Annotated in this window: 27 protein-coding genes; 9 read left to right on the plus strand and 18 right to left on the minus strand. The window is 67.6% G+C overall.

The annotated features are described in order from the left end of the window. Window positions 1-9 precede the first annotated feature (9 nt). Window positions 10-1,128, minus strand: coding sequence for an HD-GYP domain-containing protein (locus FLL57_RS20170; RefSeq protein ID WP_142883846.1), 1,119 nt, complete (start codon window positions 1,126-1,128; stop codon window positions 10-12). 289 nt (window positions 1,129-1,417) lie between these two features. Between FLL57_RS20170 and FLL57_RS20175 the strand changes: the two genes are divergently transcribed. From FLL57_RS20175 to FLL57_RS20215, 9 genes are all read left to right on the plus strand, one after another. Beyond that, on the plus strand, window positions 1,418-1,741 hold the full coding sequence (locus FLL57_RS20175; protein WP_142884255.1) for an STAS domain-containing protein: 324 nt from the start codon (window positions 1,418-1,420) through the stop codon (window positions 1,739-1,741). After that, on the plus strand, window positions 1,741-2,106 hold the full coding sequence (locus tag FLL57_RS20180; protein WP_013500354.1) for a response regulator: 366 nt from the start codon (window positions 1,741-1,743) through the stop codon (window positions 2,104-2,106). Before FLL57_RS20175 ends, FLL57_RS20180 begins: the two co-directional genes overlap by 1 nt. Beyond that, the gene (locus FLL57_RS20185) at window positions 2,103-4,121 is read left to right on the plus strand and encodes a chemotaxis protein CheA (RefSeq protein ID WP_142883847.1); all 2,019 of its coding nucleotides are present in this window, start codon (window positions 2,103-2,105) and stop codon (window positions 4,119-4,121) included. The genes FLL57_RS20180 and FLL57_RS20185 overlap by 4 nt, the downstream gene beginning before the upstream one ends. Beyond that, complete coding sequence (locus FLL57_RS20190; RefSeq protein ID WP_047308145.1) at window positions 4,121-4,588, plus strand: chemotaxis protein CheW; 468 nt, start codon at window positions 4,121-4,123, stop codon at window positions 4,586-4,588. The genes FLL57_RS20185 and FLL57_RS20190 overlap by 1 nt, the downstream gene beginning before the upstream one ends. Window positions 4,589-4,648: 60 nt before the next feature. Continuing rightward, window positions 4,649-5,131 carry a chemotaxis protein CheW gene (locus tag FLL57_RS20195; RefSeq protein WP_013500351.1) on the plus strand — a complete coding sequence of 161 codons (483 nt, stop codon included), beginning with the start codon at window positions 4,649-4,651 and terminating at the stop codon, window positions 5,129-5,131. 66 nt (window positions 5,132-5,197) lie between these two features. After that, window positions 5,198-7,009, plus strand: a complete 1,812-nt coding sequence (locus FLL57_RS20200; RefSeq protein WP_142883848.1) for a methyl-accepting chemotaxis protein — start codon at window positions 5,198-5,200, stop codon at window positions 7,007-7,009. Between the two features lie 152 nt (window positions 7,010-7,161). Beyond that, window positions 7,162-8,019 (plus strand): CheR family methyltransferase, encoded by an 858-nt coding sequence (locus tag FLL57_RS20205; RefSeq protein WP_142883849.1) that lies wholly within the window; start codon window positions 7,162-7,164, stop codon window positions 8,017-8,019. A gap of 20 nt (window positions 8,020-8,039) precedes the next feature. Continuing rightward, entirely contained in the window at window positions 8,040-9,131 is a 1,092-nt protein-coding gene (locus FLL57_RS20210; protein ID WP_013500348.1) for a protein-glutamate methylesterase/protein-glutamine glutaminase, read from the plus strand. Between the two features lie 7 nt (window positions 9,132-9,138). Continuing rightward, window positions 9,139-10,848 carry a methyl-accepting chemotaxis protein gene (locus FLL57_RS20215; RefSeq protein WP_013500347.1) on the plus strand — a complete coding sequence of 570 codons (1,710 nt, stop codon included), beginning with the start codon at window positions 9,139-9,141 and terminating at the stop codon, window positions 10,846-10,848. Between the two features lie 229 nt (window positions 10,849-11,077). Here the strand turns inward: FLL57_RS20215 and FLL57_RS20220 are convergent, their stop codons facing one another. The 17 genes from FLL57_RS20220 to cybH all read right to left on the minus strand — a co-directional run bounded on the left by FLL57_RS20220 (window position 11,078) and on the right by cybH (window position 25,589). Further along, a complete protein-coding gene (locus tag FLL57_RS20220) occupies window positions 11,078-12,427 on the minus strand; it encodes a sensor histidine kinase (protein ID WP_013500346.1) in 1,350 nt (449 codons plus the stop codon). Continuing rightward, entirely contained in the window at window positions 12,420-13,868 is a 1,449-nt protein-coding gene (locus FLL57_RS20225) for a sigma-54-dependent transcriptional regulator (RefSeq protein ID WP_142883850.1), read from the minus strand. The genes FLL57_RS20220 and FLL57_RS20225 overlap by 8 nt, the downstream gene beginning before the upstream one ends. 39 nt (window positions 13,869-13,907) lie before the next feature. Further along, on the minus strand, window positions 13,908-14,954 hold the full coding sequence (gene hypE, locus FLL57_RS20230; RefSeq protein ID WP_047308151.1) for a hydrogenase expression/formation protein HypE: 1,047 nt from the start codon (window positions 14,952-14,954) through the stop codon (window positions 13,908-13,910). Beyond that, window positions 14,951-16,093 carry a hydrogenase formation protein HypD gene (gene hypD / locus FLL57_RS20235; RefSeq protein WP_142883851.1) on the minus strand — a complete coding sequence of 381 codons (1,143 nt, stop codon included), beginning with the start codon at window positions 16,091-16,093 and terminating at the stop codon, window positions 14,951-14,953. Before hypD ends, hypE begins: the two co-directional genes overlap by 4 nt. After that, window positions 16,090-16,323 (minus strand): HypC/HybG/HupF family hydrogenase formation chaperone, encoded by a 234-nt coding sequence (locus FLL57_RS20240; protein ID WP_142883852.1) that lies wholly within the window; start codon window positions 16,321-16,323, stop codon window positions 16,090-16,092. Before FLL57_RS20240 ends, hypD begins: the two co-directional genes overlap by 4 nt. Then, entirely contained in the window at window positions 16,323-18,575 is a 2,253-nt protein-coding gene (gene hypF, locus FLL57_RS20245; protein ID WP_142883853.1) for a carbamoyltransferase HypF, read from the minus strand. The genes FLL57_RS20240 and hypF overlap by 1 nt, the downstream gene beginning before the upstream one ends. Window positions 18,576-18,580: 5 nt before the next feature. Further along, entirely contained in the window at window positions 18,581-19,564 is a 984-nt protein-coding gene (hypB, locus tag FLL57_RS20250; RefSeq protein ID WP_142883854.1) for a hydrogenase nickel incorporation protein HypB, read from the minus strand. Further along, a complete protein-coding gene (gene hypA, locus FLL57_RS20255; RefSeq protein WP_142883855.1) occupies window positions 19,564-19,905 on the minus strand; it encodes a hydrogenase maturation nickel metallochaperone HypA in 342 nt (113 codons plus the stop codon). The genes hypB and hypA overlap by 1 nt, the downstream gene beginning before the upstream one ends. Further along, window positions 19,898-21,007 (minus strand): nickel-dependent hydrogenase large subunit, encoded by a 1,110-nt coding sequence (locus tag FLL57_RS20260; RefSeq protein WP_142883856.1) that lies wholly within the window; start codon window positions 21,005-21,007, stop codon window positions 19,898-19,900. The genes hypA and FLL57_RS20260 overlap by 8 nt, the downstream gene beginning before the upstream one ends. Next, complete coding sequence (hybE, locus tag FLL57_RS20265; protein ID WP_142883857.1) at window positions 21,004-21,531, minus strand: [NiFe]-hydrogenase assembly chaperone HybE; 528 nt, start codon at window positions 21,529-21,531, stop codon at window positions 21,004-21,006. Before hybE ends, FLL57_RS20260 begins: the two co-directional genes overlap by 4 nt. Then, the gene (locus FLL57_RS20270; protein ID WP_142883858.1) at window positions 21,521-21,733 is read right to left on the minus strand and encodes a rubredoxin; all 213 of its coding nucleotides are present in this window, start codon (window positions 21,731-21,733) and stop codon (window positions 21,521-21,523) included. The genes hybE and FLL57_RS20270 overlap by 11 nt, the downstream gene beginning before the upstream one ends. Further along, complete coding sequence (locus tag FLL57_RS20275) at window positions 21,730-22,596, minus strand: hydrogenase expression/formation protein (protein ID WP_142883859.1); 867 nt, start codon at window positions 22,594-22,596, stop codon at window positions 21,730-21,732. Before FLL57_RS20275 ends, FLL57_RS20270 begins: the two co-directional genes overlap by 4 nt. Next, window positions 22,593-22,994 carry a hydrogenase accessory protein gene (locus tag FLL57_RS20280; RefSeq protein WP_142883860.1) on the minus strand — a complete coding sequence of 134 codons (402 nt, stop codon included), beginning with the start codon at window positions 22,992-22,994 and terminating at the stop codon, window positions 22,593-22,595. The genes FLL57_RS20275 and FLL57_RS20280 overlap by 4 nt, the downstream gene beginning before the upstream one ends. 220 nt (window positions 22,995-23,214) lie before the next feature. Continuing rightward, window positions 23,215-23,517 carry a HypC/HybG/HupF family hydrogenase formation chaperone gene (locus FLL57_RS20285; protein ID WP_013500333.1) on the minus strand — a complete coding sequence of 101 codons (303 nt, stop codon included), beginning with the start codon at window positions 23,515-23,517 and terminating at the stop codon, window positions 23,215-23,217. Between the two features lie 21 nt (window positions 23,518-23,538). Further along, window positions 23,539-24,132: a HupE/UreJ family protein gene (locus FLL57_RS20290; RefSeq protein ID WP_142883861.1), complete on the minus strand. Its 594-nt coding sequence runs from the start codon at window positions 24,130-24,132 to the stop codon at window positions 23,539-23,541. Window positions 24,133-24,145: 13 nt separating this feature from the next. Beyond that, window positions 24,146-24,733, minus strand: coding sequence for a HyaD/HybD family hydrogenase maturation endopeptidase (locus tag FLL57_RS20295; RefSeq protein ID WP_013500331.1), 588 nt, complete (start codon window positions 24,731-24,733; stop codon window positions 24,146-24,148). A 127-nt stretch (window positions 24,734-24,860) separates the two neighbouring features. Beyond that, window positions 24,861-25,589 (minus strand): Ni/Fe-hydrogenase, b-type cytochrome subunit, encoded by a 729-nt coding sequence (gene cybH / locus FLL57_RS20300; protein WP_013500330.1) that lies wholly within the window; start codon window positions 25,587-25,589, stop codon window positions 24,861-24,863. Window positions 25,590-25,593 lie beyond the last annotated feature (4 nt).

Raw genomic sequence — 25,593 nt, forward strand, 5'->3', positions numbered from 1 at the left:
GGCGATCCGTCAGGCGCTCGGCGCCGTGACTGCGGACCGCGCGGCTTCCGATTGGAGTTGCGGCTGCAGCGGCGCGGCGTCCTGCCGGGAGCCCAGAATTCGATCCGTCGCGATCGCCACGACTTGGTCCCATCGGGCCAGGAAGGCATCGACACAGGCCGGATCGAAGTGCTGGCCGCGGCCGTCCTCGAGGTGCTTGCGCGCCACCGGCAGCGGCATCGCCTCCTTGTACGGCCGCTTGGTCGCGAGCGCGTCGAACACGTCGGCCACCGCGACGATCCGTGCCGCGACCGGAATCGCCTCGCCCTTCAGCCGGTTCGGATAGCCGGTGCCGTCCCATCGCTCGTGGTGGGCGATGGCGATATCGGCGGCGAGTTGAATGAGTTCGCAGCGGCTGCCGGCCAGGATCGAGCCGCCGACCGTGGTGTGGGTCTGCATCATCGCGATCTCGTCCGGCGTCAGCCGCCCGGGCTTGAGCAGGATATGGTCGGGCGTCGCCACCTTGCCGACATCGTGCAGCGGCGCCGCCAGATAGATGTCGCGGCACAGCCGGTCCGGCAGTCCCAGACCTTCGGCGATCATCCGGCTGTACTTGGCGACCCGCAGCGTATGATCGCCGGTGTCGTTGTCGCGATACTCGACCGACAGCGCGAGCCGCAGAATGATCTCCTCCTCGCGCTCCTGCAGCTCGTGGGTGGCGCGCGCGACTTCGCTCGCCAACAGGGCGGCGCGGTCGTTCAGTTTGCGCACGGCGAGGCCGAGCCGGATCATGTTGCGCAGCCGGACCTGGGTCTCCAGGCTCTTCGGCTGTTTCGGCAGGAAGTCGGTGGCGCCGGCGTCGAGGGCACGCAGGCGAACCTCGTCGCTCTCGACCGAGGTGATCATCACGATCGGGATGTCGGAGAACTTCGGCAGCGACCGCAGCCGCCGGATCAGACTGATGCCGTCCATGTTCGGCATCTCGTAGTCGGCGAAGACGATGTCGATATCGAGGTTGCGGGCCGAAGCCAGCGCCAGCACCGGCTCGGTGAACGCGATTACGTGCACCTGACCGTCTGCCTCGATCGTCCGCGTCAAGTAATCCAGAGCCGACCGGCTGTCGTCCACAACCAATGCTTGAATCAACATTCTGCACAACTCTTAGTGAGTCCGCCAAAAGCCGACGCTAACAGCTACCTATTAAATCTGAACTAAGGCCTGTGGGCCGTCATATCATTTGATCTAATGCTAAAATGAGGAATTGCCGGGTAGTTCACCCTATCAGCACGACCGAGCTATGCGATTCCGGCTCGGGGCTTTGCCGATAAGCAGTTTAGCGACGCGTAGTACACTATCTTAATGTTTGAACGTCACGCTTTCCCGTATCGCCAAGTTATTCGCGCCGCGACGATCGATCGCCTCGCGACTGGGGACTGCAATGACGTTTGATCCCACCGAAGCGGGAGCCGCGCTTCGGCTTCCCTCCGACTGTAGTATCTCTTCCATCCGCAGCATCCACGAAACCATTCAGGACGCGCTCGGCCGCCAAGGCCCACTGGAGATCGACTGTTCAAACGTGAACAGGGCCGATCTCACCTCGATTCAGCTCCTGCTGTCGACCGCCAAGACCGGCGAGGCCCAGGGCCGCCCGGTGGTGCTCACCGAGCTCTCCGACGTCCTCCGCGACACCCTGCAGCGCGCCGGCTTCGCCGGCGACGCGATGATCGACAAGCATTTCCCGCAGAAGAAAGGTGGCTCGTAATGGCCACGATCCTCACCGTCGACGATTCCCCGAGCATTCGCCAGATGATCAAGGTGACGCTCGAGCCGGCCGGCCACAGCGTGCTCGAGGCCGGCGACGGCGCCCAGGGCCTGTCGAAGGCCCAGGCCACCAAGGTCGATCTCGTCATCACCGACCTCAACATGCCGGTGATGAACGGGCTCGAACTGATCAAGGCGCTGCGCAAGCAGCCCAACCTGGTCGGCCTGCCGATCGTGTTCCTGACCACCGAGTCCAACGACGCGGTCAAGCAGGAAGCCAAGAGCTGCGGCGCCACCGGCTGGATCACCAAGCCGTTCAAGCCTGAGCAACTGCTCGCAGTGGTGAGCAAGCTGGTGCGGTCATGACCACGATCGATCCGGCAGCAGTCTTCCGCCAGGAAGCGGCCGAACTGTTCGAGGTGCTGGAAGCGGCGCTGCTCGACCTCGGCCAAAACCCCGACGACCGCGAACTGGTCGACTCCGCGTTTCGCGCCCTGCACACGATCAAGGGATCGGGCGCGATGTTCGGGTTCGACAAGGTCGCCAGCTTCACCCACGAATTCGAGACCGCGTTCGAACGGGTCCGCAAGGGCGAGATCAGGCCGACGCTGGATCTGGTCTCGGTGGCGCTCGCCGCCAAGGACTTCATCCGCGCGCTGATCGAGACTCCGGACGACACCGACGCGATCATCGGCGAGGCGATCCTGGCCGACCTCAGCCGGTTCGTGTCGACCACCGAGACCATGGACGCACCGTCCCAGGAACGCCGCCGGGTCGGCTGGCACCTCCGCTTCGAATTCGACTCCCAGATCCTGCGCAACGGATCCAACCCGCTCGACCTGCTCGACGACCTCGCCAAGCTCGGCTCCTGCTTCGCGACGCCGCTGACCGACGGCATCCCGTTCCTCGACGAACTGGTGCCCGAGGATTGCTACCTGAAATGGGACGTCTCGCTGCATTCGGATTGCGACAAGGACGCGATCGACGACGTCTTCATGTTCGTCCAGGACGAGATGCAGCTCTCCCTGGAGCCGCTGTTCGAGGGCGAGGCTCCGCAGCCGGTGCCGATGCTGGAGCTGCCCGACGTTTCGATCCTGCCGCCCGAGCCGCCGCAGAGTGTGGAGGAGACGAGCTCCGCGCCACCGGCGGTGGCCGCGGCTTCCGCCGAGCGCCGCAGCGGCGAGCCGCGCCGCGCCGAAGACCGTGGCATCGCCACGGTCCGGGTTCAGGCCGAGCGACTCGACGAACTGATGGATCGAGTCGGCGAACTGGTGATCGCCCAGGCCCGCCTCTCCCAGCTCGCCGCTTCCGGCACCGACATCTCGATCAAGCTGATCGCCGAAGAGATCGAACGCCTCGCCTCCAGCCTGCGCGACACTACCATGGGCGCCCGGATGGTGCCGATCGGCTCGCTGTTCGGCCGCTTCCGGCGCCTGGTGCACGATCTGTCCCGCGACCTCGGCAAGCCGGTGGAATTCATCACCGTCGGCGAGGACACCGAACTCGACAAGACGATGATCGAGTGCCTCGCCGATCCTTTGGTTCACCTGATCCGCAACGCCATCGACCACGGCATCGAGCCGCCGTCCGCGCGCATCGCCGCCGGCAAGCCCGAACAGGGCCGCATCGAGCTGGCGGCACAGCATTGCGGCGCCCAGGTTCTGGTCACCGTGAAGGACAATGGCGGCGGGCTCAACACCGCCCGGATCCGCGCCAAGGCCGAAGAACAGGGGCTGATCGCACCGGGCGCTTCGGCGTCCGACCAGGAGATCCATCAGTTTCTGTTCCACCCCGGCTTCTCGACCGCGCAGACGATCTCGGCGCTGTCCGGCCGCGGCGTCGGCATGGACGTGGTCAAGCGCACCATCGAGAACATGCGCGGCTCGATCGAGCTGTCCACCGTGCCCGGCGAGGGCGCGACCGTCACGCTGCGTCTGCCGCTGACGCTGGCGATCATCGAGGGCCTGCTGATCCGGGTCGGCAGTGGCCGCTACATCATTCCGCTGTCGGCGGTGGAAGAATGCGTCGAACTCACCGCTGAGGACGAGCGCTCGCGCAGCCGCAACTTCCTCAACGTCCGCGGCAACCTCGTGCCGTTCCTGCGGCTGCGCGACATCTTCGATGCCGACGGCGAGCCGGACCAGCACCAGAAGACGATCATCATCTCGACCGGCGAGACCCGCGTCGGCCTGGTGGCCGATCAGATCATCGGCAACCACCAGACCGTGATCAAGTCGCTGTCGAAGCTGCACTCCAACGTCACGACGTTCTCGGGCGCCACCATCCTCGGCGACGGGACCGCCGCATTGATCCTCGACGTGGTGCAGCTCGTCGGCCTCGCCCAGGCGCAAGCGGAAAAACAGATGAGCGAGGCGGCCTGATGAGCAGCGATCGGGTTCAAGACACGACTGACGGCGGCAGCGCGATGCAGGTGGTGATGATCGGGCTGGGCGAGGAGAAATTCGCGCTCGACGCCGGTCTGGTGCGCGAGATCATCGATCCGATTCCGGCCACCAAGGTGGCGGGCGCCAAGGCGTTCGTCCCGAGCGTGATCAACGTCCGCGGCAACGTCATTCCCTACGCCGATCTGCGGATCCGCTTCGGGATGCCGGCGGCGTGCGAAACCGTCGATACGCGGATCGTCGTGGTCGAGGTCCGGATCGACGGCGATCCGGTGCTGGTCGGGGTCAGCGCCGACAAGGTCTACGAGGTCACCGAGATCTCCCGCACCGATGTCCAGCAGACGCCGCGCGTCGGCATGCATTGGAAGCCGGAATACATCCGCTTCATCACCAAATGGCGCGACGAGTTCGTCGTCGTCCCCAACATGGAACGGATTCTGAATTGAGCGTCCCCGGTCCGACATCCGGCAGTGCCTGCCGCCAACCTACGCTGAAGTGAGGAAGACATGGCCGAAACGGCGCAATATCTGACGCTCGGGCTCGCCGGCGAGACGTTCGGCATGTCGATCCGCAACGTGCGGGAAATCCTCGACATGCGGCCGATCTCCCGGCTGCCGCACGCCCCGGAGTTCATGCTCGGCATGATCGACGTGCGCGGCACCGGCTATCCGATTCTCGATCTGCGGCTGAAGCTCGATCTGCCGGCGGTGCCCGCCACCGAGGCGACCCGCATCATCATTCTCGACGTGCCGGTCGCAGACCGCGTCGTCGGCGTCGGCTTCGTCGCCGACTGCGTCTACGAGGTCACCGATATCGAGGAGAGCTCGCTGGAGCAGGTGCCCGATGTCGGCGGCAAATGGAAGTCGGACTACATCGCCGGAATCGGCCGCAAGGGCGATCGCTTCGTCATCATCTTCGATCTGGCGCGCCTGATGGCCGGCACCGAGGTTTCGGCCGGCGCGGCCCCATCCAACGAGTTGGCGGCCTGAACCGCCCGATCCGAACCTGTTGTTGCGTGAGTTAAGCCCAAACCTTCGATCCTAAGGAATCTCGAAATGAGACTGACTGTCAAAGCAAAGCTGGCCGGCGCCTTCGGCGTCGTGATCCTGCTGTCCGCTGTCGCTGGTGCGCTCGGATACTTCAAGCTGAACGAAATGGCCGCGACGACGTCGGTTCTGTCGCAAGCGGCGGAGCGGATGGACAAGGCCAGTCATCTCAAAGAGTTTCTGCTGCAGCAGGTTCGCGCCGAAAAGAACGCCATTCTGTCGGTCTCCGAGACTGAGGTGGACCGCTATGTTGCGGAAATCGCCGGCATACGCGCCAATCTGATGCGATCGCGGGACGAGATCCACGCCGTCGCCACCGAGAACGGCAAGAGGATCCTGGACAAGTTCCAGGGCGTGTATCTGCGCGTCAACGCCAGCGAAGACCAGGCTCTCCGTCTGGCGAAGTCCGACAAGGCCAAGGCGACCGAGTTGTCGGCCACCGAGGTTCGCAAGGAGGTCGGCGAGGCGACGGCCGCTCTCGACGAGTACGTCACCTATGTCCGAAAGGTGATGTACGACCGGTCGGAGCAGGCCAAGGAGGACGGTGCGCGCGCTCAGCTCATGATGATCAGTCTGGTCGTCGCGTCGCTGGTGATCGCGCTGATCGCTGCGATCTGGATCGCGCTCAACATCAGCCGCGGACTGGCCCGCGCGGTCGGCCTCGCGGACGCGGTGGCGATCGGCGATCTCAGCCAGACCATCGACGTCTCCAGTGACGACGAGGTCGGCGACCTGGTGAAGTCGCTGAATGCGATGACCGCCAACCTCAACGCCACGGCGGCGGTCGCCAACGAGATCGCCAAGGGCAATCTCACCGCCGACGCCAAGCGCCTGTCCGACAAGGACACTCTCGGCATCGCGCTGGAGCAGATGATCCACAAGCTGCGGCAGATCGTGTCGGAAGCGCTCACCGCCGCGCAGAACGTCTCCGCCGGCAGCCAGGAACTGTCGGCCAGCGCCGAACAGCTCTCGCAGGGCGCCACCGAGCAGGCGTCGTCGGCCGAGGAAGCCTCCTCGTCGATGGAAGAGATGGCGGCCAACATCAAGCAGAACGCCGAGAACGCCGGCCAGACCGAGAAGATCGCCGCGCAGTCGGCCAAGGACGCCGAAGCCAGCGGGACCGCCGTCGGCCGCGCCGTGCAGGCGATGCAGACGATCGCCGAGAAGATCACCATCGTGCAGGAAATCGCACGGCAGACCGACCTTCTGGCGCTCAACGCCGCGGTCGAGGCGGCCCGCGCCGGCGAACACGGCAAGGGCTTTGCGGTGGTCGCCTCCGAGGTCCGCAAGCTCGCCGAACGCAGCCAGGCGTCGGCGACGGAAATCGGCGAGTTGTCCGGCGAGACCGTGAAGGTCGCGCAGGAAGCCGGCGAGATGCTCGCCAAGCTGGTGCCCGACATCAAGCGCACCGCCGAGCTGGTGCAGGAGATTTCGTCGGCCTGCCGTGAGCAGGACGTCGGATCGTCGCAGGTCAACCAGGCGATCCAGCAGCTCGACAAGGTCGGTCAGCAGAACGCCAGCGCCTCCGAGCAGGTCTCCTCGACCTCCGAAGAACTCGCCTCGCAGGCCGAGCAGTTGCAGTCGACCATCGCGTTCTTCCGCATCGAGGAAGGGGCGTCGAACCCGCATGCCGCGCCGCTCGACAAGGCGGTCGGCCAGCTCCGCGCCAAGGCCTCCCAGATGGCCTCGATCGATCGCGGCGCCAAGCGGCCGGCACCTGCCAAGCCGCAGCGCCAGCTCAAGGCGGCGGGCGGCGGCGGCGGCTTCGCCTTCGCGCTCGGCGACGGCGAGGACGATCGCGACGCCGACTTCCAGCGCTGAGCGCGCGGGACGAATCCGCGCCCCCTGCAAAACCAGGGAACGCCGGCGACCGGCGTTCGCCTTCACGGACGCCGGTCCGTCGCGAAACACCGCGGCGGGGCCGGCGTAGACTGCGCGACGCGGTCCGACGGGCCCGAACGACGAGTATCCTCATGGTCCATGCCAATCGCCAGCCGTCCAGCCGCCAGCTATCGGACAGGCAATTCCGTTCGATCGCCGAGCTGATCGAAGGCCAGGTCGGCATCAAGATGCCGAGCGCCAAGCGCGTGATGCTGGAAGGACGGCTGCACAAGCGCGTCCGGGCGCTGAATTTCTCCGGAGTGACCGAATACGTCGATCACCTGTTCGACAGGCAGATCCTCGACGACGAGCTCACCCATCTGATCGACGTCGTCACCACCAACAAGACCGACTTCTTTCGCGAGCCGCAGCATTTCGAATTTCTCAGAACGGTGGCGGTGCCGGAGCTGCTGAAGCTGCCCGACCGCAAGTCCAACGATCTGAAGATCTGGAGCGCCGCCTGCTCGACCGGCATGGAAGCCTACACCACCGCGATGGTGCTGGACGACATGGTGCAGTCCGGGTCGCGGTTCCAGTTCCGGATTCTCGGCACCGACATCTCGACCGCCGTGCTGCGGCTCGCCAAGTCGGCGATCTACAATCGCGAGGCGATCGCGCCGGTGCCGGCGCCGTTCGTCGGCCGTTACTTCCTGACCTCGCGCGACCGCAGCCGCGGCGAGGTGCGGGTGGTGCCGGAGCTGCGGCGGCTGACCAACTTCACCCGCATGAACCTGATGGACGCGTCCTATCCGGTGGACCGCGACGTCGACGTGATCTTCTGCCGCAACGTGCTGATCTATTTCGATCGCGACACCCAGCGCAAAGTGGTGGAGCAGTTGTGCTCGCATCTGCGGCCGGGCGGCTACCTGCTGGTCGGCCACTCCGAATCGATGATCCACAGCGCCCTGCCGAAGTTAAGGCAGGTTCAACCAACCGTCTTTAAGCTGTAGGGATGATCGGAGCGCATCAGATGGCGAAGCAGAAGGTCCGGGTCCTGATCGTCGACGACTCCGCCTCGGTGCGACAGGTGCTCGGCACCATCCTGGGCGAAGACCCCGAGATCGAGGTGATCGCCACCGCGTCCGATCCGTTCGTGGCGGCCAAGCGGCTGCAGAACGAACTGCCCGACGTCATCCTGCTCGACATCGAGATGCCGCGGATGGACGGCATCACCTTCCTGCGCAAGATCATGGCGCAGCATCCGATCCCGGTGGTGATCTGCTCGTCGCTGACGCCGGAGGGCTCGGACCTGATGTTCGAGGCGTTCGAGGCCGGCGCCGTCGACATCGTGCCGAAGCCGCGGGTCGATACCCGGCAGGCGCTGATGGAGAGCTCCGGCCGGCTGCGCGAAGCGATCAAGTCCGCGGCGCGCGCCCGGGTCCGCCCGCGCGCGGCCCGCAAGGTGATCGAGCAGAAGCTGACCGCCGACGCCATCATCCCGCCGCCGGTCGCCGGACGCTCGCGCCCGACCACCGAGCGGATCGTGTGTATCGGCGTGTCGACCGGCGGCACCGAGGCGCTGTACGACGTGCTCGAAGTGCTGCCGCCGACCTGCCCCGGCATTCTGATCGTCCAGCACATGCCGCAGGGCTTCACCGCCGCCTTCGCCAAACGGCTCAACGCCGGCTGCCGGATCAACGTCAAGGAAGCCGAGGACGGCGATCCGGTGCTGCCGGGCTGGGCCTATATCGCGCCCGGCGCCCGGCACATGCTGCTGGTGCGCAGCGGCCTGCGCTATCAGATCGCCATCAAGGACGGCCCGCCGGTGTCGCGGCATCGCCCGTCGGCGGACGTGCTGTTTCGATCGGCCGCGCAATATGCCGGCGCCAACGCGCTCGGCATCATCATGACCGGCATGGGCGACGACGGCGCGCGCGGCCTCCTTGAAATGCGCAAGCTCGGCGCCGCCACCTGCGCGCAGGACGAGGAGAGCTGCGTGGTGTTCGGCATGCCGAAGGAAGCGATCGCCTGCGGGGCGGTCGAGAAGGTGGTGTCGCTGACCCAGATCCCGCGCGAGATCATGGCCTGGCAGCAGGCCAAGCAACCGGTCGCAGCGGATTGATCGCGTCGTGTCGTCATTGAAACATCCGATTGCCGACGCCGTCGCGTCGATCGAACTGGTCGCGTCGCGGATCGAGGCCAGCTTCGCCCAGGTCGGCGGTCAGCTCGGCGAAGGCCACGGCATCTTCCAGGGGCTCAACGAAGCCCTCGCCGATCTCGCCCGCGAATTGTCCTCCGCGCAGATCGAAGGCGCGTCCGGCGCGCTGCGCGACATCGCCGGCCGGCTGAACAGCCTCGCCGACGCGCTGCCGGCCGAAAGCGCGCTGCTCGACCAGCTCCGCCGCAACGTCGCCGAGGCCGGCTCGCTGCTGAAGCAGCTCCTCAAGCACGTCGAGATGATCACCACCATCGCCCGCAGCGCGCGGATCGAATCCGCCTCGCTGGAGGGCGACCGCGAGGGCTTCATCGCGTTCACGCGGGAGGCCTATGAACTCGGCAAGGCGGTCCAGGCCTCGATCGAAGCCTGCGTCCGGGATCAGCAATTGCTGGCGGCCGCGGTGGAAACCACCTGGGGCCGCCAGAGCGAATTCGAACGCCGCAACCGGCCGCAGCTCGGCGCCTCCGGGACCGCCCTGATGACGGCGTTCGCCGATCTCGGCCGGCAGCGCAACGACAGCGTCGGCGTCGCCGAACTGGCCGGCAGCAGCGCCCGGACGATCAGCGAAGTGGTCGGGCGATCGATCGTGTCGCTGCAGGCCGGCGACAGCACCCGGCAGCGGCTCGAGCACGTCTGCGAAGGACTGCGGCGCGCCGCCGTTCCGGAGCCGAGCCTGGTGCCGGAAATCGGCGAGGCCGGCGCGCTGCCGCAGCTTCTGGTCCATCTCGAAGCGGTGCAACTGCGCGACGCGCAGCAGGAGTTCAACAGCGACATCGGTGACGTCGTCCGCGCGCTGTCGACGATTCTGGCCGAGGTGGCAACGCTGGTCGAAAAGGGCCGTTCGCTGCACGGCGGCCGCGAGGGCGGCTCGTCGTCGTTTCTGTTCCAGGTGAGACAGACCCTGGCGCAGGCGTCCAGCCTGATCGGGATGTGCGAAGACGGCGGCCGCTCGATCGACGAAGCCCTGAGCGTGGTCGAGAACACGCTGGAACGATTCCGAGACGCCATCGCCAACCTGTCCGACTCGGTGGTCGACATCTCGCTGATCGGGATGAACGCCGGCCTCCGCGCCGGCCATCTCGGCGCCAAGGGCCGCGCCTTCGTGGTGATCGCTCATGAAATGAAGGTCACGGCCGATCAGATGACCGGAGCCGCGTCCCGGCTCAGGCCGCTGCTGTCCGAGATCGGCAAGGTCGGCGACGATCTGCGCAAGACACGGGAGAGCAGCGATCCGGCGACGCTGTCCGGCATGGAGGCGTCGATCCTGCAAACCCTGCAGCACGTCGAGGCCGGCAACGACCGGCTCGGCGGACTGATCGGTCGCCTTATCGACGAAGGCGCCAAGTTCGACGCCGTGATGAACGGCGCCCGCGAGCAGATGACCTCGCTCGAATCCAGCGCCTCGGCGCTCCCGGCCGTGGCGAAGGATCTGGAACAAGCCGGCGGAGACCTCGGACGCACGGCTGTCGGCCCCCACGACGAAGCCGTCCTCGACGAACTCTACGCGCGCTACACGATGGAGCGCGAGCGCGACGTCCATCGCCGCTTCCTGCAGCAGTTCGGGCTCGCCGCCAAACAGCAGGCGCCCGTTGCAAGCGATTGCGACTTCGAGCTGTTTTGAAGCAGCGCCGGTCTTGATGGATCAGGACCGTGATGGATCAGGACCGCGCCGCCCGATGCCACGACAGCCGCAACCTGATGTCTTGAGCCACGCGGCACGCGCCGTGCGTTTCCTCATCCCGATCGCGGACGAGCAGGATGGCGGAGCGGGAGCTGGATCATCGCAGCGGGACGGCAGGCCGCGGTCTCGATGATGCCGCAGGTCTCGGCTTGCGGCTTACGAGCGGGGCCTACGACGCCGGCAGCGTCACGGTGAACGCTGCGCCACCTTCGTCGCGGTTCGCCGCCGCGAGCGTGCCGCCGTGCTCGCGAACGATGCCGTAGCTGATCCACAGGCCGAGTCCGGTGCCTTCGCCGACCGGCTTGGTGGTGAAGAACGGCTCGAAGATCTTGTCGATCATGCCGTCGGGCAAACCCGGACCGTTGTCGGCGACCGTAATGGTCACCTCGCCGTCCTGCCGCCTGGCCGAAATCTCGATCCGCGGCTCGGGCCGGCCGCGCACCGCATCGATCGCGTTGTCGACCAGATTGACCATGATCTGATGAAACTGGCCTTCATTGCCGACCACCGTGAGGTCGGGCACGATGTCGAAGGCGAGATCGACATGGCCGGGCTTGGCGCGCACCGCCCAGCGCGCCGCCGTCCGCACGATGCGGTCGACGTCGATCGGCTGGGTCTCGCCGGTTCGCGGAAAGCTCAGGCGACGCAGGTTCTTCACCACGTCCGAGACCCGCATCGCGCCTTCCAGCGTGCCCTCGATCAGCGACGCGTAGTCGGCGAGCAGCGCGTCGATCTTCAATCGCCGGCGCAGCGCATCGATCTCGGCCGGATCGGCGCCGCCGTGGATCGCCGCCAGATACGCCGCCATCCGCTCGCGGTAGCGGTCCAGCATGTGGATGTTGCCGTAGATGAAGCTGATCGGATTGTTGAGTTCGTGCGCCACGCCGGCGACCAGGCGGCCGAGACTCGCCATCTTCTCCTGCTCGACGAGCTGGCGCTGGGCGCGCTGCAATTCGCTGTGCGCGGTGTGCAGCGCCTCGTAGGCGCGGCGCAGCTCGCCGATCGGCCTGCCGGTCAGCACCGTGCCGACGCGATGGCCGGCCTGATCGCAGCGCGTCGCGCCGTTGATGGCGTAGAGATCGGATAGACCGTGCGCGGTGACGAAGCGGATTTCCAGCGCGATCTCCGAGGACGACGGCGCCCGCAGCAGCTCCTCGATCCGGGCCCGGTCGGCGGCATCGACCAGTTCGCCGAGCGGGCGCTCGACCACCGCGGCGGCCGGCGTCGCCAGCAGCCGCACCGCGGCCGGATTGATCTGAAGTACGATGCCGTTGCGGTCGCAAACGATCAGGATATCGGAAACCGACTCGATGACGCTGGAGATGAAGGCCTGCGCTTCCTCCAGCGCGGTGTTCTTCTCTTCGAGGTCGGTCTCGTAGCGGAGCAGGTCGGCATAGACCTCGTCCATCTTGCGGATCACTTCGATCCACGCGGCCTCCTGATCGCCTTCGAGCGGCGACAGCAGATGCGAACCGACGCGGTCGATCAGGCGCTCGCCGGGGGCGATGCGATCAGGCATCGTCGTCGAGGCCCTTGCGCAGATCGTAGCGGCCCAGCTTGTTGCGCAGGCCGACGCGCGACAGGCCGAGTTCGCCGGCGACGCGGCTGATATTGCCGCCGTGGCGATCGAGCGCCTCGATGATCATGTGCCGCTCCAGCGCCTCGATATTGGTCTTCAGGGTGGCGCTGCCGTGATGCGAGGATTGCAGCCGGATCGGCTCGTTGCCCTGCCGGATCCGCGCCGACAGATCGGCCTCCTGCAACCAGCCGTCCTGGGTCAGCACCACCATACGCTGGATTTCGTTCTGGAGTTCGCGAACATTGCCGGGCCAGTCATAATGCCGCATCCGGGCCAGCACGCCGGGGGTGAAGCCGTTGACGGCGCGGCCGTAGGATTTGGCGACGTCGGCCAGCACCTTGGCGGCAATCAGCGGCACGTCCATCGGACGCTCGCGCAGCGACGGCATGTGCAGCGGGAACGCCGCCAGCCGATAGAACAGATCGCGGCGGAAGCGGCCGGCGCGGACCTCGGCTTCGAGGTCGCGATTGGTGGCGGCGACGATGCGGACGTCGACCTTGCGGACGCGCTGCGCGCCGAGCGGACGGATCTCGCTCTCCTGCAACACGCGCAGCAGCTTGACCTGAAACGCCGGCGAGGTCTCGCCGATCTCGTCGAGAAAGATCGTGCCGCCATCGGCGACTTCGAACAATCCGACGCGGTCCTGATAAGCGCCGGTGAAGGCGCCCTTCTTGCAGCCGAACAATTCGCTTTCGAGCAGCTCGTCCGGCAGCGCGCCGCAATTCTCGACCACGAACGCCTTGCCGTTGCGCGCCGAACCGTAGTGGATCGCACGCGCCAGCAGCTCCTTGCCGGTGCCGCTCTCGCCGGTGATCAGCACCGAGATGTCGAATTCGGCGGCACGCTTGCCGAGTTCGATCACCTCGGCGAGCGGGCTGTCGGGCGCGTGCACGATGCGGTCGAAATCGTACAGCTTGCGGGCCGCGCCGCGCTTTTCGGTGACGACGCGCTGCACCCGCTCCGGCGTCAGCTTGACGTCGATATTGGCGGTCTCGGTTTCCTTCTGCAGCCGGAACAGCTCGACGGCGCCGCGCACGGTGTCGAGCAGCTTGTCGGGATGCCACGGCTTGGCGATGTACTGATACACCCCCGCCTCGTTGATGCCGGCGATGATGTCCTCGGAGTCCGAATAGCCGGAGATGATCATCCGCACCGGATCGGGCCAGGTCTCGCGGACATGCTTGAGGAAGTCGACGCCGGTCTCGTACTGCATCCGCTGATCGCACAGGATGGCGTGGACGATCTCGCTTTCCAGCACGCGCCGCGCCTCGCCGGGGTCGCGCGCACAGATCACCTCGAACTCGTCGCTCAGCACGCGCTTCAGCGACTCCAGCGACCGGATCTCGTCATCGACTACCAAAACCGTCGCCTGACCGCTCATCGACCTCGTCCCATCACACCCACGATCAATCTAGCGCCTTCAACAAATACGCGGCAATTGCTCGCCGGCCAGCCAGTCGACGATCCGCCCGCCGCCGAACGAGGTAATCATCTGCACGAAGTGATGATCGTCGAGGATCACCTCGCCGATCAGCGCCGCGTCGCGCCCGAGCGGATGCCCACGCATCGCGGCCAGCACGGTCCCGGCCGCTTCGGGCGCGACGATGGCGATCAGCTTGCCTTCGTTGGCGACATAGAGCGGATCGAGCCCGAGCAGTTCGCACGCCGCCGCCACTTGCGGCCGGACGGGTACGGCATCCTCGTCGAGCCGGAACCCGACGCCGGATTGTTGGGCCAGTTCGTTGAGCGTCGCCGCCACCCCGCCGCGGGTCGGATCGCGCATCACCCGCAAGCCCTGCGGCGCCGCCGCCACCATCGCGGCGACCAGTTCGTGCAGCGCGGCGCTGTCCGATTGAACCGTGGTTTCGAACGCGAGGTTCTGCCGCTGCGACATCACCGCAACGCCGTGGTCGCCGATGAAGCCGGACAGCAGCACCTTGTCGCCGGGGCGCGCCTGATCGGACGACAGCACCAGATCGCGCGGCGCGACGCCGATGCCGGTGGTGGTGATGAACACGCCGTCGGCCTTGCCGCGCTCCACCACCTTGGTGTCGCCGGTGACGATCGGCACGCCGGCGGCGCGGGACGCCGCCGCCATGCTGTCGGCGATCCGCTTCAGATCGGCCAGCGCAAAGCCCTCCTCGACGATGAAGCCGGCGGACAGATACAGCGGCCGCGCGCCGGCCATCGCGACATCGTTGATGGTGCCGTGCACCGCCAGCGAGCCGATGTCGCCGCCGGGAAAGAACAGAGGCGACACCACGTAGCCGTCGGTGGTCATCACCATCCGGCCGGCATCGACGTCGAATGCCGCCTGATCGTTGCCGGCGCGCAGCATCGGATTGTCGAACGCGGCGTGGAAGATCTCGCCGATCAGATGCGCCATCGCCCGGCCGCCGGCGCCGTGCGACAGATCCACCCGGCCGTTCTTGAGGTCGAGCTTGCGCCGCCGGATTTCGCTGCTCATGCCACGTTCCTCCGCGCATGGTCGCGGAACCGGCCATAGGTCCAGTGCGCCGCACAGGCGCCTTCCGACGACACCATGCAGGAGCCCATCGGGGTCTCCGGCGTGCACAGCGTGCCGAACAATTTGCAGTCGGTCGGCCGCTTGATGCCGCGCAGGATGGTGCCGCATTCGCAGGCCGGATTGTCGGCGGCGGAGATCTCCGCCATCGCGAAGCGCTGCTCGGCGTCGAAATCGCGATAGGCGTCGCGCAGCCGCAGTCCGCTGAGCGGCACTGCGCCGAAGCCGCGCCATTCGAAACTGTCGCGCAGTTCGAACACCTCGGCGACCTCGGCCTTGGCGATCACATTGCCCTCCGGCGTCACCGCGCGGATGTACTGGTTCTCGACCTCTTGGCGACCGTCATTGACCTGGCGGATCAGCATCAGGATCGCCTGCATCACGTCGAGTGGTTCGAAGCCGGCCACCACCACCGGCTGTTCGAACTCGCGGGCGAACGGCGCGAACGCTTCCGAGCCGATCACCGCGCTGACATGCGCCGGGCCGACGAAGCCGTCGAGCCGCGGGCCGGGCACACCGTCGAGATCGGGATGTTCGAGGATGCCGCGGATCGCCGGCGGCGTCAGCACGTGGTTGCAAAACACGGTGAAATTGGCGAGCCCCCGCGCCCTGGCCAGCTTGATCGCCAGCGCGGTCGGCGGCGTGGTGGTTTCGAACCCGATGGCGAAGAACACCACCTCGCGCTCCGGCTCGGCTGCAGCGATCGCCAGCGCATCCAGCGTCGAATACACCATGCGGATATCGGCGCCGGCCGCCTTGGCGCGCAGCAGCGAGGCGCCGTGCGAGCCGGGCACCCGCATCAGATCGCCGTAAGTACACAGCGTCACCTCCGGCCGCAGCGCGAGCTGGATCGCCATGTCGATGCGGCCGACCGGCAGCACGCAGACCGGACAGCCCGGGCCGTGCACCATTCGGACATTGGCCGGCAGCAGATCTTCGAGGCCGTAGCGCGAGATCGCGTGCGTATGGCCGCCGCAGAACTCCATGAAGTGATAGCTGCGCGCCGGATCGGCCGCCTTGGCGATCGCGGCGGCGATCCTTCGCGCGACCGCGCCGTCGCGATATTCGTCGACATATTTCATCGCGCCGCCTCCGCGAGCTGCCCCATCTCGGCGAGCAGCGCCAGCGTCTGCCTAGCCTCCTCCGGATCGATCCGCGTCAGCGCGAAGCCGACATGGACCACGACGTAGTCGCCGACCGCCACGCCCTCGACCAGCGCGACGGAGATCACCTTGCCGACACCACCCAGCGACACCCGTGCCATCTGGTCCGGCAGCAGCTCGATCACTTCGGCGGGGATGGCAAGGCACATCAGCGCAGCTCCCTTTCGGCCATCAATTGGCCGGCGATCCAGACCTGGCCGAGGCTGAGGCCGCCGTCGTTCGGCGGCACCTGCCGTGCCAGCAGCGGCACCAGCCCGTTTGCACGCAGCCGCGCGGCCAGATCCTCGCTCAGCACCCGATTGAGGAAACAGCCGCCGCCGAGCGCGATCGTGGTGAGTCCGGTCTGCTCCGCGGCCTGCACGGCCCAGTCGGCGAGCGCGGCGGCGAGCGTGCCGTGGAACAGCTCGGCGCCGTCCTGCGCGGCCGGCCGCCCGGCGAGGTGCGCGAGCAGCGGCGAGAGATCGAGCGTGCCGGCGCCGATCTCCCAGCCGCCGCCCAGCACGCGCGGGCATTTCACCAGCGCTTCGAGCTGCATGGCCGCCTGGCCTTCGTAGCTTTGCGTCGCGCAGACCCCGAGCAGGCCGGCGGCGGCATCGAACAGCCGTCCGGCACTGGTGGTGGTCGCGCAACCGTGATTGGCGAGCATCGCGGCCAGCGCCGCCGCGCGCGGCTGATCGGCGAAGCGTGCGGCGATCTCCCGGCCCTGCCCCAGCGCATGCAGCGCCGCCGCCGCCATCCGCCACGGCTCGCGCGCCGCGGCGTCGCCGCCCGGCAGTGCCAAAGGCCGGAGATGGCCGAGCCGGGCGAAGCGCGCGCCGTCGACGCGCAGCAGCTCGCCGCCCCAATTGCCGCCGTCGCTGCCGGCGCCGTGGCCGTCGAGCACGATCCCGAGCAGCGGCGCGGCAACGCCATGCTCGGCCGCGATCGATGCGACATGGGCGTGGTGATGCTGCACGGCGATCAATGGCAATCCGAGACTCTCGGCGAAGCGGGTCGAGGCGAAATCGGCATGCAGATCATGGGCGATCGCCGCAGGGGTCACGCCGACGAGATCCGTCAGGTGCTCGACAGTGTGTTCGAAGAACCGCACGGTGTCGGCGGTCGCCAGATCGCCGATGTGCTGCGATACGAACGCCTCGCGGCCGCGCGTCAGCGAAACCGTATTTTTCAAGTAAGCGCCGACCGCCAGCACCGGCGGCACCGCGTGCGGCAGCGCGACCGGCTGCGGCGCGAAGCCGCGCGCCCGGCGCACGAAGGACGGCGCGCCGTCAATGATCGCCGCAACGCTGTCGTCGGCGCGCACCACGATGGCGCGGTCATGCCCGACGATCAGATCGGCGACGCCGGCGAGCTTGCGTTCGGCATCGTCGATCACGATCGGATCCCCGCCGCCATTGGCGCTGGTCGCGACCAGCACCAGATCGACCGGCGCGCGCTGCCAGTCACGCCCGGCAGGCGAGCCGGCGGCAGCGTGGAAGATCAGATGATGCAGCGGCGTATATGGCAGCATCACGCCGAGCGCGCCGAGCCCCGGCGCCACCGACGGCGCCAGGACGCCGCGGCTTTTCATCAGCACGACCGACCGTTCGACCGAACTCAGCAAGGCCCGCTCGGCGGCGCTCGCCTCGACGAGACGATCCAGCGACGCCTCGGAGGCCACCATCACGGCGAACGGCTTGGCGTCGCGCCCCTTGCGGCGGCGCAGCTCGGCGACCGCCATCTCGTTGGCCGCGTCGCACAGCAGATGATAGCCGCCGAGACTCTTCAGCGCGACGATGCCGCCGGCCCGCAGCCGCGCGACGATCCCGGCGATCGAATGATCGAGCCGCGGCCCGCAGGCCGGGCAGGCGACCGGCTCGGCGTGGAAGCGGCGGTTGGCCGGATCGCGATAATCGCGCGCGCAATCGGCGCACAGCGCGAATTTCGCCATCGAGGTGTTGGCACGGTCGTAAGGCAGGCGCTGCGTCAGCGTGTAGCGCGGCCCGCAATGGGTGCAGTTGACGAACGGATAGAGGTGGAAGCGGCTCGCCGGATCGAACAGCTCGTCGAGACACGCCTCGCAGGTCGCCGCATCCGCGCCGATCCGCGTCGTCACCGCACCGCCGCGGGTTTCGGCGATGTCGAAATCGCGGTCGCCGCGGGCGTGCAGCGCTTCGGTCTCGATCGCGTCGACCCGCGCCAGCGGCGGCGCCTCGCTGCGCAGCGCCGCGATGAACTCCGGCAGCGCCGCGCCTTCGACCTCGATCAGCACGCCCTCGGCGTCGTTGGCGACGAAGCCGCCGAGCCGGTAGCGCTGCGCCAGATGGTACACGAACGGACGGAAGCCGACGCCCTGCACCGCGCCGCGCACGCGCACCCGGGCGCGCGCGGCCGAAGCGGAAACAGGCATGGCCGGCTGCATTGCAACTACTCGGCCGCGGTCGCGGCAGCGCGGGCGGCCGCGGCGCGCTTGGCGATCCAGGCATAGAACGCCGGCATCCCCTCGCCCGTCCTGGCCGACACCGTCAGCACCTCGATCCTCGGATTGACGCGGCGGGCGTATTCGATCGTCGCCGCAAGATCGAAATCGAGATGCGGCAGCAGGTCGATCTTGTTCAACAGCAACAGATCGGACGCCGCGAACATATGCGGATATTTCAGCGGCTTGTCCTCGCCCTCGGTGATCGACAGCACCACCACCTTGTGAGCTTCGCCGAGATCGAACGCCGCAGGGCAGACCAGATTGCCGACGTTCTCGATGAACAACAGGCCGCCCTGCGCCGGCGGCAACTGATCGAGCGCATGGCCGACCATATGGGCGTCGAGGTGGCAACCCTTGCCGGTGTTGATCTGGATCGCCGGTGCGCCGGTGGCGCGGATCCGCTCGGCGTCGTTGGCGGTCTGCTGATCGCCTTCGATCACCGCGATCGGATGCTGATCCTTCAGATCGGTGATGGCCTTCACCAGCAGCGTGGTCTTGCCGGAGCCGGGACTGGAGACGAAATTGAGCACGAAACAGCCGGCGGCGGCGACGCGGGCTCGGTTCTCGGCCGCATAGCCGTCGTTCTTGGACAGAATATCGCGCTCGATCTGCACCACGCGCGCCTGCGTCAGGCCGGGCACATGGACGCCGGCGATGCCGCCGCCGAAATCGATGCTGCCATCCGCGGCCGCAGGGGCCTGATCGTGGTCGTGATGACCATGATCATGATGATGATCATGGTGGTGATGCGCGTGGTGGTGGCCATGACCGTGATCATCGTGATGATGATCGTGATCGTGCGCATGATCATGGTCGTGACTGTGATCATGACTTTGATCGTGGCTGTGGTCATGACCGTGATGGTGGGCATGGCCGTGCGCCTGGCCGGGAGCCACGCTGCCGTCTCCGCATCCGCAAACCGTGCACATCAATCGACCTCCAATTCCTTGATCCGCAACTCGTCACCCGCCGTGACCTGCAATTGATAACCGCCGCAGTCCGGACACGGCTCGGCGCGCTGCGCCAGCGGCACCGTCTTGGCGCAGCTCATGCACCAGGCTTCGCCCGGCACGGTGACGACCTCGAAGCGCGCACCGGCCGCGATCCCCGCATCGGCGACCGCAGAAAAGCAGAACCGCATCGCCTCCGGCTCGACATGGCTGAGCGCCCCGATCTCGACCCAGACCGTCCGCACCCGCGCAAAATTCTGCGCGCGCGCCTCGCGCTCGATGATCTCGATCAGCCCTTCGCACAGCGCCATTTCATGCATCGGCGGCCTCGCGGAAGCGCACGTCGTAGCCGACGCAAGGATCGAATGCCGCGACCAGCGCCGCGACGCGCTGCCGGTCGGGCTCGGTGGCTCGCAGATTCGTGCCGACGAGCCCGCGAGCGAGCGGACCTTCCGGATGGAAATTCCACTCGGTGGGGGCCAGGATGTCGAACTGCCGGATCGCCCCGCCGGCATCGAGCGCAATCAGGTGATGCAGGCGGCCGCGGGCAGATTCGACGGCGGCAAGGCCGATGCCTGCGCCGAGTGGCGCGCTCTGCACGACGGTGGCGGTGTCCACGTTCCCGCGCCGCACCGCGCGCAGCAGCTCGGGCGTCGCGGCGATCTCGATCAGCCGGGCCAGCAGCCGGCCGCCGAGGCCACCGCCGAACGAAGCGATCACCGGGTGATCCGCGTTGCGCGCGACGGCGCCGGTCTCCGGTACACGGCCCGCCAGATCAGGACGCACCGCGAAGGACGGTCCCAACGCGATCAGCCGCTCGCCGATCGCCGCATCGTCCGCTGCGGTGAGCGGATCGATCACCGCCATGCCGAATTCGGCCGCGGCGAGCAACGGCCGGTGCAGCCTGGCCAGCAATGCGTCCGATCCGAGCCAGCGCCGGCAGGCGCCAGCATCGGCGAACGAACGCGGCGCCAGCCCGAGTGCTTCGAGTCCCTGCGCGATGCGGCTAATCGCGTCGTCGTCGAGCGGAGCGGCCGGATCGCGCGGCCGCGCCGCGATCGTCAGATCGCGCAGGTGATGGGTCAGCGACAGCGATCCGCCGCCGCCGAGCAGCAGCACGGTGCCGCGCAACAGCTCGATCATGCGTTCCGCCAGCACCGCGCTGGCCTGCGCCGCAACGATCGCCGGCGACGGCGAAATGCCGCGTGCCGCCGCGAGAGCCTGGGCCGCGGCGACGCCCTGCGCCGATGCGCACAGCGCAAACAGCCGCGGCACCAGCGCGACGACCGTCTCGCCGGATTTGCCCTGCGCCAGCCGGCCGATGCCGATCGGTCGCCGCGCGGTGATGTCGAGCCGAACGACGCGATCGCCGCGGCGGACGATTCCGACCTCGATGCGATCCTCGCCCGGCGCCGCGGTCATGGCCGCCGCTCCATCCAGGCCCCGCGCAGCAGGCCGCGGCGATCGAGCGTCGTCGCCATCTTGCCCGGAGCTTGCGGCGGCGGCGTCTCATCAGCGGCCTGTTCGGGCTCGAGCACCGCGGCGAGCGCGGCCGCCGCAGCCGCTTCCGCCGCCGCCTGATCGGCGAAGCCGAACATCGGCGAGAACAGCGAGCAGCTTTCGATTCCGCCGAAGCCGTCGAGGCGTCCGATGGTGAACTCCAGCGCGCCGACCGGCAGCACGTGCGTCACCGCCTCGCCCTGGCCTTGTGTGGCAGCAGCCCCGGGATCGAGCGGCATCCGCACCAGATTCATGAACCACGGCGTGACGATCACCCCGAACGCGACGTCTCGGCGGGCGCGAAAACCGATCGCGGCGACGTCGAGCGCGGGATTGAACACCGGCAGGTCGCGCATCGCCGGCACCGCCGCGCGGTAGATCGCCGCCACCGCCTCGCCGGCGGCGCGGGCTTCGGCATCGCGCGGCTCGGTCGGCTCAGTGGTCATCGTCCAGCCTCAGGAATTTGGCCGGGGGCGCATCGCAGGTCGGGCAGCACCAGTCGTCGGGCAGCGCCGCGAACGGCGTGCCCGGCGCGGCGCGGCCGAGCGGATCGCCTTCGGCCGGGTCGTACACCGTCCAGCACACCCCGCATTCCATCCGGGTGCGCGGGTCTGTTTCGCTGTCGTGCGACGTGGCGAACTCGGTCATCGGAAATACGCCTCGATGATCTCGCCGAGGCGTTCGGCGGAGTCGTGGAAGTCTTCGTCGGCGGCCCGCACCGCGGCCGGCACGTCGCCGATCTCGATGGTGTCGAGGATCGGCGTGTCCATCGCGTTGAGGAACTGCACCGACCAGACATGGCGCGCGCCGGTCGCCAGCACCCGGCAGCTGCCATAGCCGCGCGACCATAGCTGGATCGCGCCATTGCCGAGTGTGGTGGCGAGGTGATCCATGTCGGCTTCGTTCATCGGCAGCAGCGTGAAGTTGATGACGTGCGACGGCTGGCCGATCTGGTGCGCCGCCATCCGCTCGCGGATTTCCGCCAGCACCGGCTGCACGTTCATCGCGCCGGCCGGCGGCGCGGTGATGGCGATGTCGGTCGCCGGGAAATCCTGCGCGGCACGGCTGACGATCGCCGGGATCGAGCCAATTTCCAGGTAATCGCGCGCCGGTCCGTCGGCGTCGCCCTCGATCCGCACCCGCCACAGCCCGGCGAGCACCGATTCCTGCACCTGCGCGACCCGGCGATCGGGCAGCGCGACGATGCCGGAGACCTCACCTTCGCCGAGGATGTCGTCGAGCAGGCTGCGCTCGGCCTGCGACAGATGATCGATCGATAGCAGCGTGGTCGGGCCTTCGACGCGCTGCGCCGCGAGCGCCTCGGCGAGCTGCGTCAGCGTGCCGGCGAGCAGCGGGCATTGCCGCGTCAATTCCTCGCCGCCGCGGGTCGCCAATGCGGCGATCGCGCCGGCGCCGGTGACGCCGAACCGCCCGGCGTCGCCCGCGCCGATCGGCAGCAGCGTCATTTCGATGTCGTCGCTGTCCGGCTTGGCCGAGTAGCCCACTCTCATGACCGCAGCTCCGCTTCGCCGTGCCGATCGACCTCGGCCAGCATCGCGCCGATCTGCGCCAGATAGCTGGACCAATCCTGGATCTTGGCGATCACCCCGAGGGTGCGCCCCGGCTGCACCACCGCCAGGCTCGGGCACACCGCGACGCCGAACCGCGCCATCAGGCCGCGTTCGGCCTCGGCGGCGATTTCGGCCGCGACCAGCCGGCCCGGAAACGCATTGATCAGTTCCGGCAGCACCACGGCGAGATCCGCGGCCTCCGGAAAGCGCGCGGCATCGCCGCGGAAGAACAGCACGACGATCCTGCCGGAGCGGGCGATGAAGTCGTCGACGCCGGCTTCGTCCACCAATGCCGGTGGATTTGGCCGCGCAGCCGCGTGCGCGAGCGAGCCGCTCATGTTTCCTCCACTCCCGTTCCGGCGCTTGTTGTTATCGCCGTCGCTGATTGAGCAAGCGACGTGCCAGCCGGAGATTGCCTCGAATTGGCAGCAAACTAACCATTTTGCGATCGGTTCTGACCAATCGCCCGCTGCCGAGGTGGGCCTATGGAAACATAGTAACCGGCAGACGGGAAGTAGACTTGCAGATGACGCGCATTGCTGCGCGAACGGATCGCAACTACTGCGGGTCGCGGCGCAGATGTGCGGGCAGTTCGGGCTCGCGATCGATCAGGTCGGCGAACAGATGCTCGAACGGTCTGCCCTCCAGCGCGGCGGCGACGCCGTCCAGCGCGTCGTCGATCAGCCGCGCCTCTTCGGGGTCGAGCCGGCGGATCGCGCTGTCGATGAACACCAGAAGCTGATCACCCGGCGCGACCTCGCCGATCAGCATGGTCGAGACGCTGCGATGCTCGCCGCGGCGCACGCACAGCGCGCTGCCCTCCTCGGTCGAAATCACCGTCATGGGAAGACCGACGCACATCGCAGCAAGCTCGCCGAGCGATCACAACGGCAGAGCGAGCGCGACACCGGCGGCCGCGATCGCGCCGCCGGCAAAACGCAGCGACCGCGCCGGCGCGAACCGCGGCAGAGTGGCGCCGAGCGCGAGGCCGAGCCCGTGCAGCAGCGCGGTGGCGGCGACGAAGCCGGCCCCATAAGCGAGCGGCTGCGCCAGCGCCGGCATTTCGGCGCCGTGGGCATAGCCGTGGAACAGGCCGAACAGCGCCACCATCGCGGCCGCGGCCGCCGTCGGCACCCGCACCGACAGCGCCACCAGCACGCCGAGCGCGATCACCGACAGCGCGATCATCGGCTCGACCGCCGGCAGCGAGACGCCGGACGCGCCAAGCGTCGCGCCAATGGCCAGCAGCGCCACGAAGCTCGCCGGTACGCTCCAGCGCGCCGCGCCGCCGAGCGACCACGCCCACAGGCCGACCGCGACCATCGCCAGCAGATGATCGAGGCCGCTGAACGGATGCACGAAGCCGGCGGCAAAGCCGTCCGCCGCCATCGGGTGGACGCCGGTGTGAGCCTCGGCGAAGCCGGACAGGCCGAGCAGCGCAATCAGGGCGGCACCGGCGCGGAGCAGATGGGTCATGCGGTTTCCTCGCTCAGATCGTGGGAGATGCGGCGGCGTCGCGCCGTTCGTAATGGTCGTGGTCGAGATCGTTGGCCAGCAGCGCGGCGCCCTCCGGCAGCGGTTCGGCGCGACGCGCCACCGCGATGCCCCACTCCGCCAGAATAGCACAGGCCATCGCCAGCGACGGAGCGATACGGGCGCGCACCGGCTCGGTCAGTGCCCCGCCCCAGTTTTCCAGATCGAGCGGCTGACAGCCGATCAGCGCCAGCTCGCGCGGCGCCGCGCCGAGCAGATCGGCGGCGCTCAGCACCTCCTGAAACCCGGTCTGATGCAGGCTCATCTTCTTGGCGCCGGTGAATTTCGGCACCTCGTCGCCGCGCACCAGCTTCAGGGTGCCGGGCTCGAGGCCGTAGTCGATCGCGTCGAACACCAGCAGGTGGTCGTGGTCCTGCAGGAAGTTGACCAGATACAGCCCCTGGGTGCCGCCATCCAGCACGGTGACGTTGGCCGGCACGTCGTAGGCGCGATGAAACGCCTCGACGGCGCGGACGCCGAAGCCTTCGTCGGCCCACAGAATGTTGCCGATACCGAGGATCAGGACGCGGGGCGCATCTGTCATGGAGTTCTCACGTTTCAATGCGTCATTGCGAGGAGCGAAGCGACGAAGCAATCCAGCTCCATGCACCGCACCTCTGGATTGCTTCGCTGCGCTCGCAATGACGGGGAGAAACCCACTTCAACCAACCTCAATCCGGCAGATCGTCGCGGAACAGGCGCTCGCCGGAGACGATCGACGAGATCATGCTCTGACGGCTGAGAATGTCCTCGCGCACCGCGGCATAGATGTGCACGATCACGAACACCACGATCGCCCACATTCCGAGATGATGCACGGTGTGCAGATCCTGGCTGTTCGGGAAGATCCAGAACATGAAGCCGAACAGCTTGTACTGCCAGCTATCGATGCCCTGACCCTCGGCGTACAGCGCCATGCCGCTGCAGATCATGAAGATCATGAACAGCATGAAGGTGAACATCGCCACATGCGCCAGCGGATTGTGGCCGATGTATTTTTTCGGATCCTTGACCAGGAAGGCGTACCATTTGAACTCGTACAACATGCCCCACCACCAGGTCCGGTTGGTGACCGGCATGTAGAAGAGCTGCTTGGAATATTTGTTTCCGACGATCGCCCAATAGGCCCGCAGCAGAAAGAACACGAGCAGCGTCTGCCCCGCCGCGAAATGGATGAAGCGGATGTAGCCCATCTGGAAGCTGGCGATCGCCTCGCCCGGCACCGAGGGCGGCGGCGAGCCGATCAGATAGCCGGTGACGCACAGCGCCACGATCAGCAGCGCGTTGACCCAGTGCCACAGCCGCACCGGCGCCTGATAGACATAGACCGTCTGCAACGACCGGGCGCGTTCTCCGGCCGAGTCGATGGCGCCCTGGACTCGCGCGATTTCCGTGGTCATCGTC

Source organism: Rhodopseudomonas palustris, assembly GCF_007005445.1.
Taxonomy (GTDB): domain Bacteria; phylum Pseudomonadota; class Alphaproteobacteria; order Rhizobiales; family Xanthobacteraceae; genus Rhodopseudomonas; species Rhodopseudomonas palustris_G.

Bases quoted from the DNA above. Each gene is read 5' to 3' on its own strand.
- FLL57_RS20260 (WP_142883856.1), bottom strand. From the start codon at position 21,007: ATGACCGCGGCGCCGGGCGAGGATCGCATCGAGGTCGGAATCGTCCGC.
- FLL57_RS20190 (WP_047308145.1), top strand. From the start codon at position 4,121: ATGAGCAGCGATCGGGTTCAAGACACGACTGACGGCGGCAGCGCGATG.
- hybE (WP_142883857.1), bottom strand. From the start codon at position 21,531: ATGACCACTGAGCCGACCGAGCCGCGCGATGCCGAAGCCCGCGCCGCC.
- hypB (WP_142883854.1), bottom strand. From the start codon at position 19,564: ATGTGCACGGTTTGCGGATGCGGAGACGGCAGCGTGGCTCCCGGCCAG.
- FLL57_RS20240 (WP_142883852.1), bottom strand. From the start codon at position 16,323: ATGTGCCTTGCCATCCCCGCCGAAGTGATCGAGCTGCTGCCGGACCAG.
- cybH (WP_013500330.1), bottom strand. From the start codon at position 25,589: ATGACCACGGAAATCGCGCGAGTCCAGGGCGCCATCGACTCGGCCGGA.
- FLL57_RS20200 (WP_142883848.1), top strand. From the start codon at position 5,198: ATGAGACTGACTGTCAAAGCAAAGCTGGCCGGCGCCTTCGGCGTCGTG.
- hypA (WP_142883855.1), bottom strand. From the start codon at position 19,905: ATGCATGAAATGGCGCTGTGCGAAGGGCTGATCGAGATCATCGAGCGC.
- FLL57_RS20195 (WP_013500351.1), top strand. From the start codon at position 4,649: ATGGCCGAAACGGCGCAATATCTGACGCTCGGGCTCGCCGGCGAGACG.
- FLL57_RS20180 (WP_013500354.1), top strand. From the start codon at position 1,741: ATGGCCACGATCCTCACCGTCGACGATTCCCCGAGCATTCGCCAGATG.
- FLL57_RS20275 (WP_142883859.1), bottom strand. From the start codon at position 22,596: ATGAGAGTGGGCTACTCGGCCAAGCCGGACAGCGACGACATCGAAATG.
- FLL57_RS20280 (WP_142883860.1), bottom strand. From the start codon at position 22,994: ATGAGCGGCTCGCTCGCGCACGCGGCTGCGCGGCCAAATCCACCGGCA.
- FLL57_RS20270 (WP_142883858.1), bottom strand. From the start codon at position 21,733: ATGACCGAGTTCGCCACGTCGCACGACAGCGAAACAGACCCGCGCACC.
- FLL57_RS20210 (WP_013500348.1), top strand. From the start codon at position 8,040: ATGGCGAAGCAGAAGGTCCGGGTCCTGATCGTCGACGACTCCGCCTCG.
- hypD (WP_142883851.1), bottom strand. From the start codon at position 16,093: ATGAAATATGTCGACGAATATCGCGACGGCGCGGTCGCGCGAAGGATC.
- FLL57_RS20285 (WP_013500333.1), bottom strand. From the start codon at position 23,517: ATGTGCGTCGGTCTTCCCATGACGGTGATTTCGACCGAGGAGGGCAGC.
- FLL57_RS20290 (WP_142883861.1), bottom strand. From the start codon at position 24,132: ATGACCCATCTGCTCCGCGCCGGTGCCGCCCTGATTGCGCTGCTCGGC.
- FLL57_RS20170 (WP_142883846.1), bottom strand. From the start codon at position 1,128: ATGTTGATTCAAGCATTGGTTGTGGACGACAGCCGGTCGGCTCTGGAT.
- FLL57_RS20175 (WP_142884255.1), top strand. From the start codon at position 1,418: ATGACGTTTGATCCCACCGAAGCGGGAGCCGCGCTTCGGCTTCCCTCC.
- FLL57_RS20220 (WP_013500346.1), bottom strand. From the start codon at position 12,427: ATGCCTGATCGCATCGCCCCCGGCGAGCGCCTGATCGACCGCGTCGGT.
- FLL57_RS20185 (WP_142883847.1), top strand. From the start codon at position 2,103: ATGACCACGATCGATCCGGCAGCAGTCTTCCGCCAGGAAGCGGCCGAA.
- hypF (WP_142883853.1), bottom strand. From the start codon at position 18,575: ATGCAGCCGGCCATGCCTGTTTCCGCTTCGGCCGCGCGCGCCCGGGTG.
- FLL57_RS20295 (WP_013500331.1), bottom strand. From the start codon at position 24,733: ATGACAGATGCGCCCCGCGTCCTGATCCTCGGTATCGGCAACATTCTG.
- FLL57_RS20225 (WP_142883850.1), bottom strand. From the start codon at position 13,868: ATGAGCGGTCAGGCGACGGTTTTGGTAGTCGATGACGAGATCCGGTCG.
- hypE (WP_047308151.1), bottom strand. From the start codon at position 14,954: ATGAGCAGCGAAATCCGGCGGCGCAAGCTCGACCTCAAGAACGGCCGG.
- FLL57_RS20205 (WP_142883849.1), top strand. From the start codon at position 7,162: ATGGTCCATGCCAATCGCCAGCCGTCCAGCCGCCAGCTATCGGACAGG.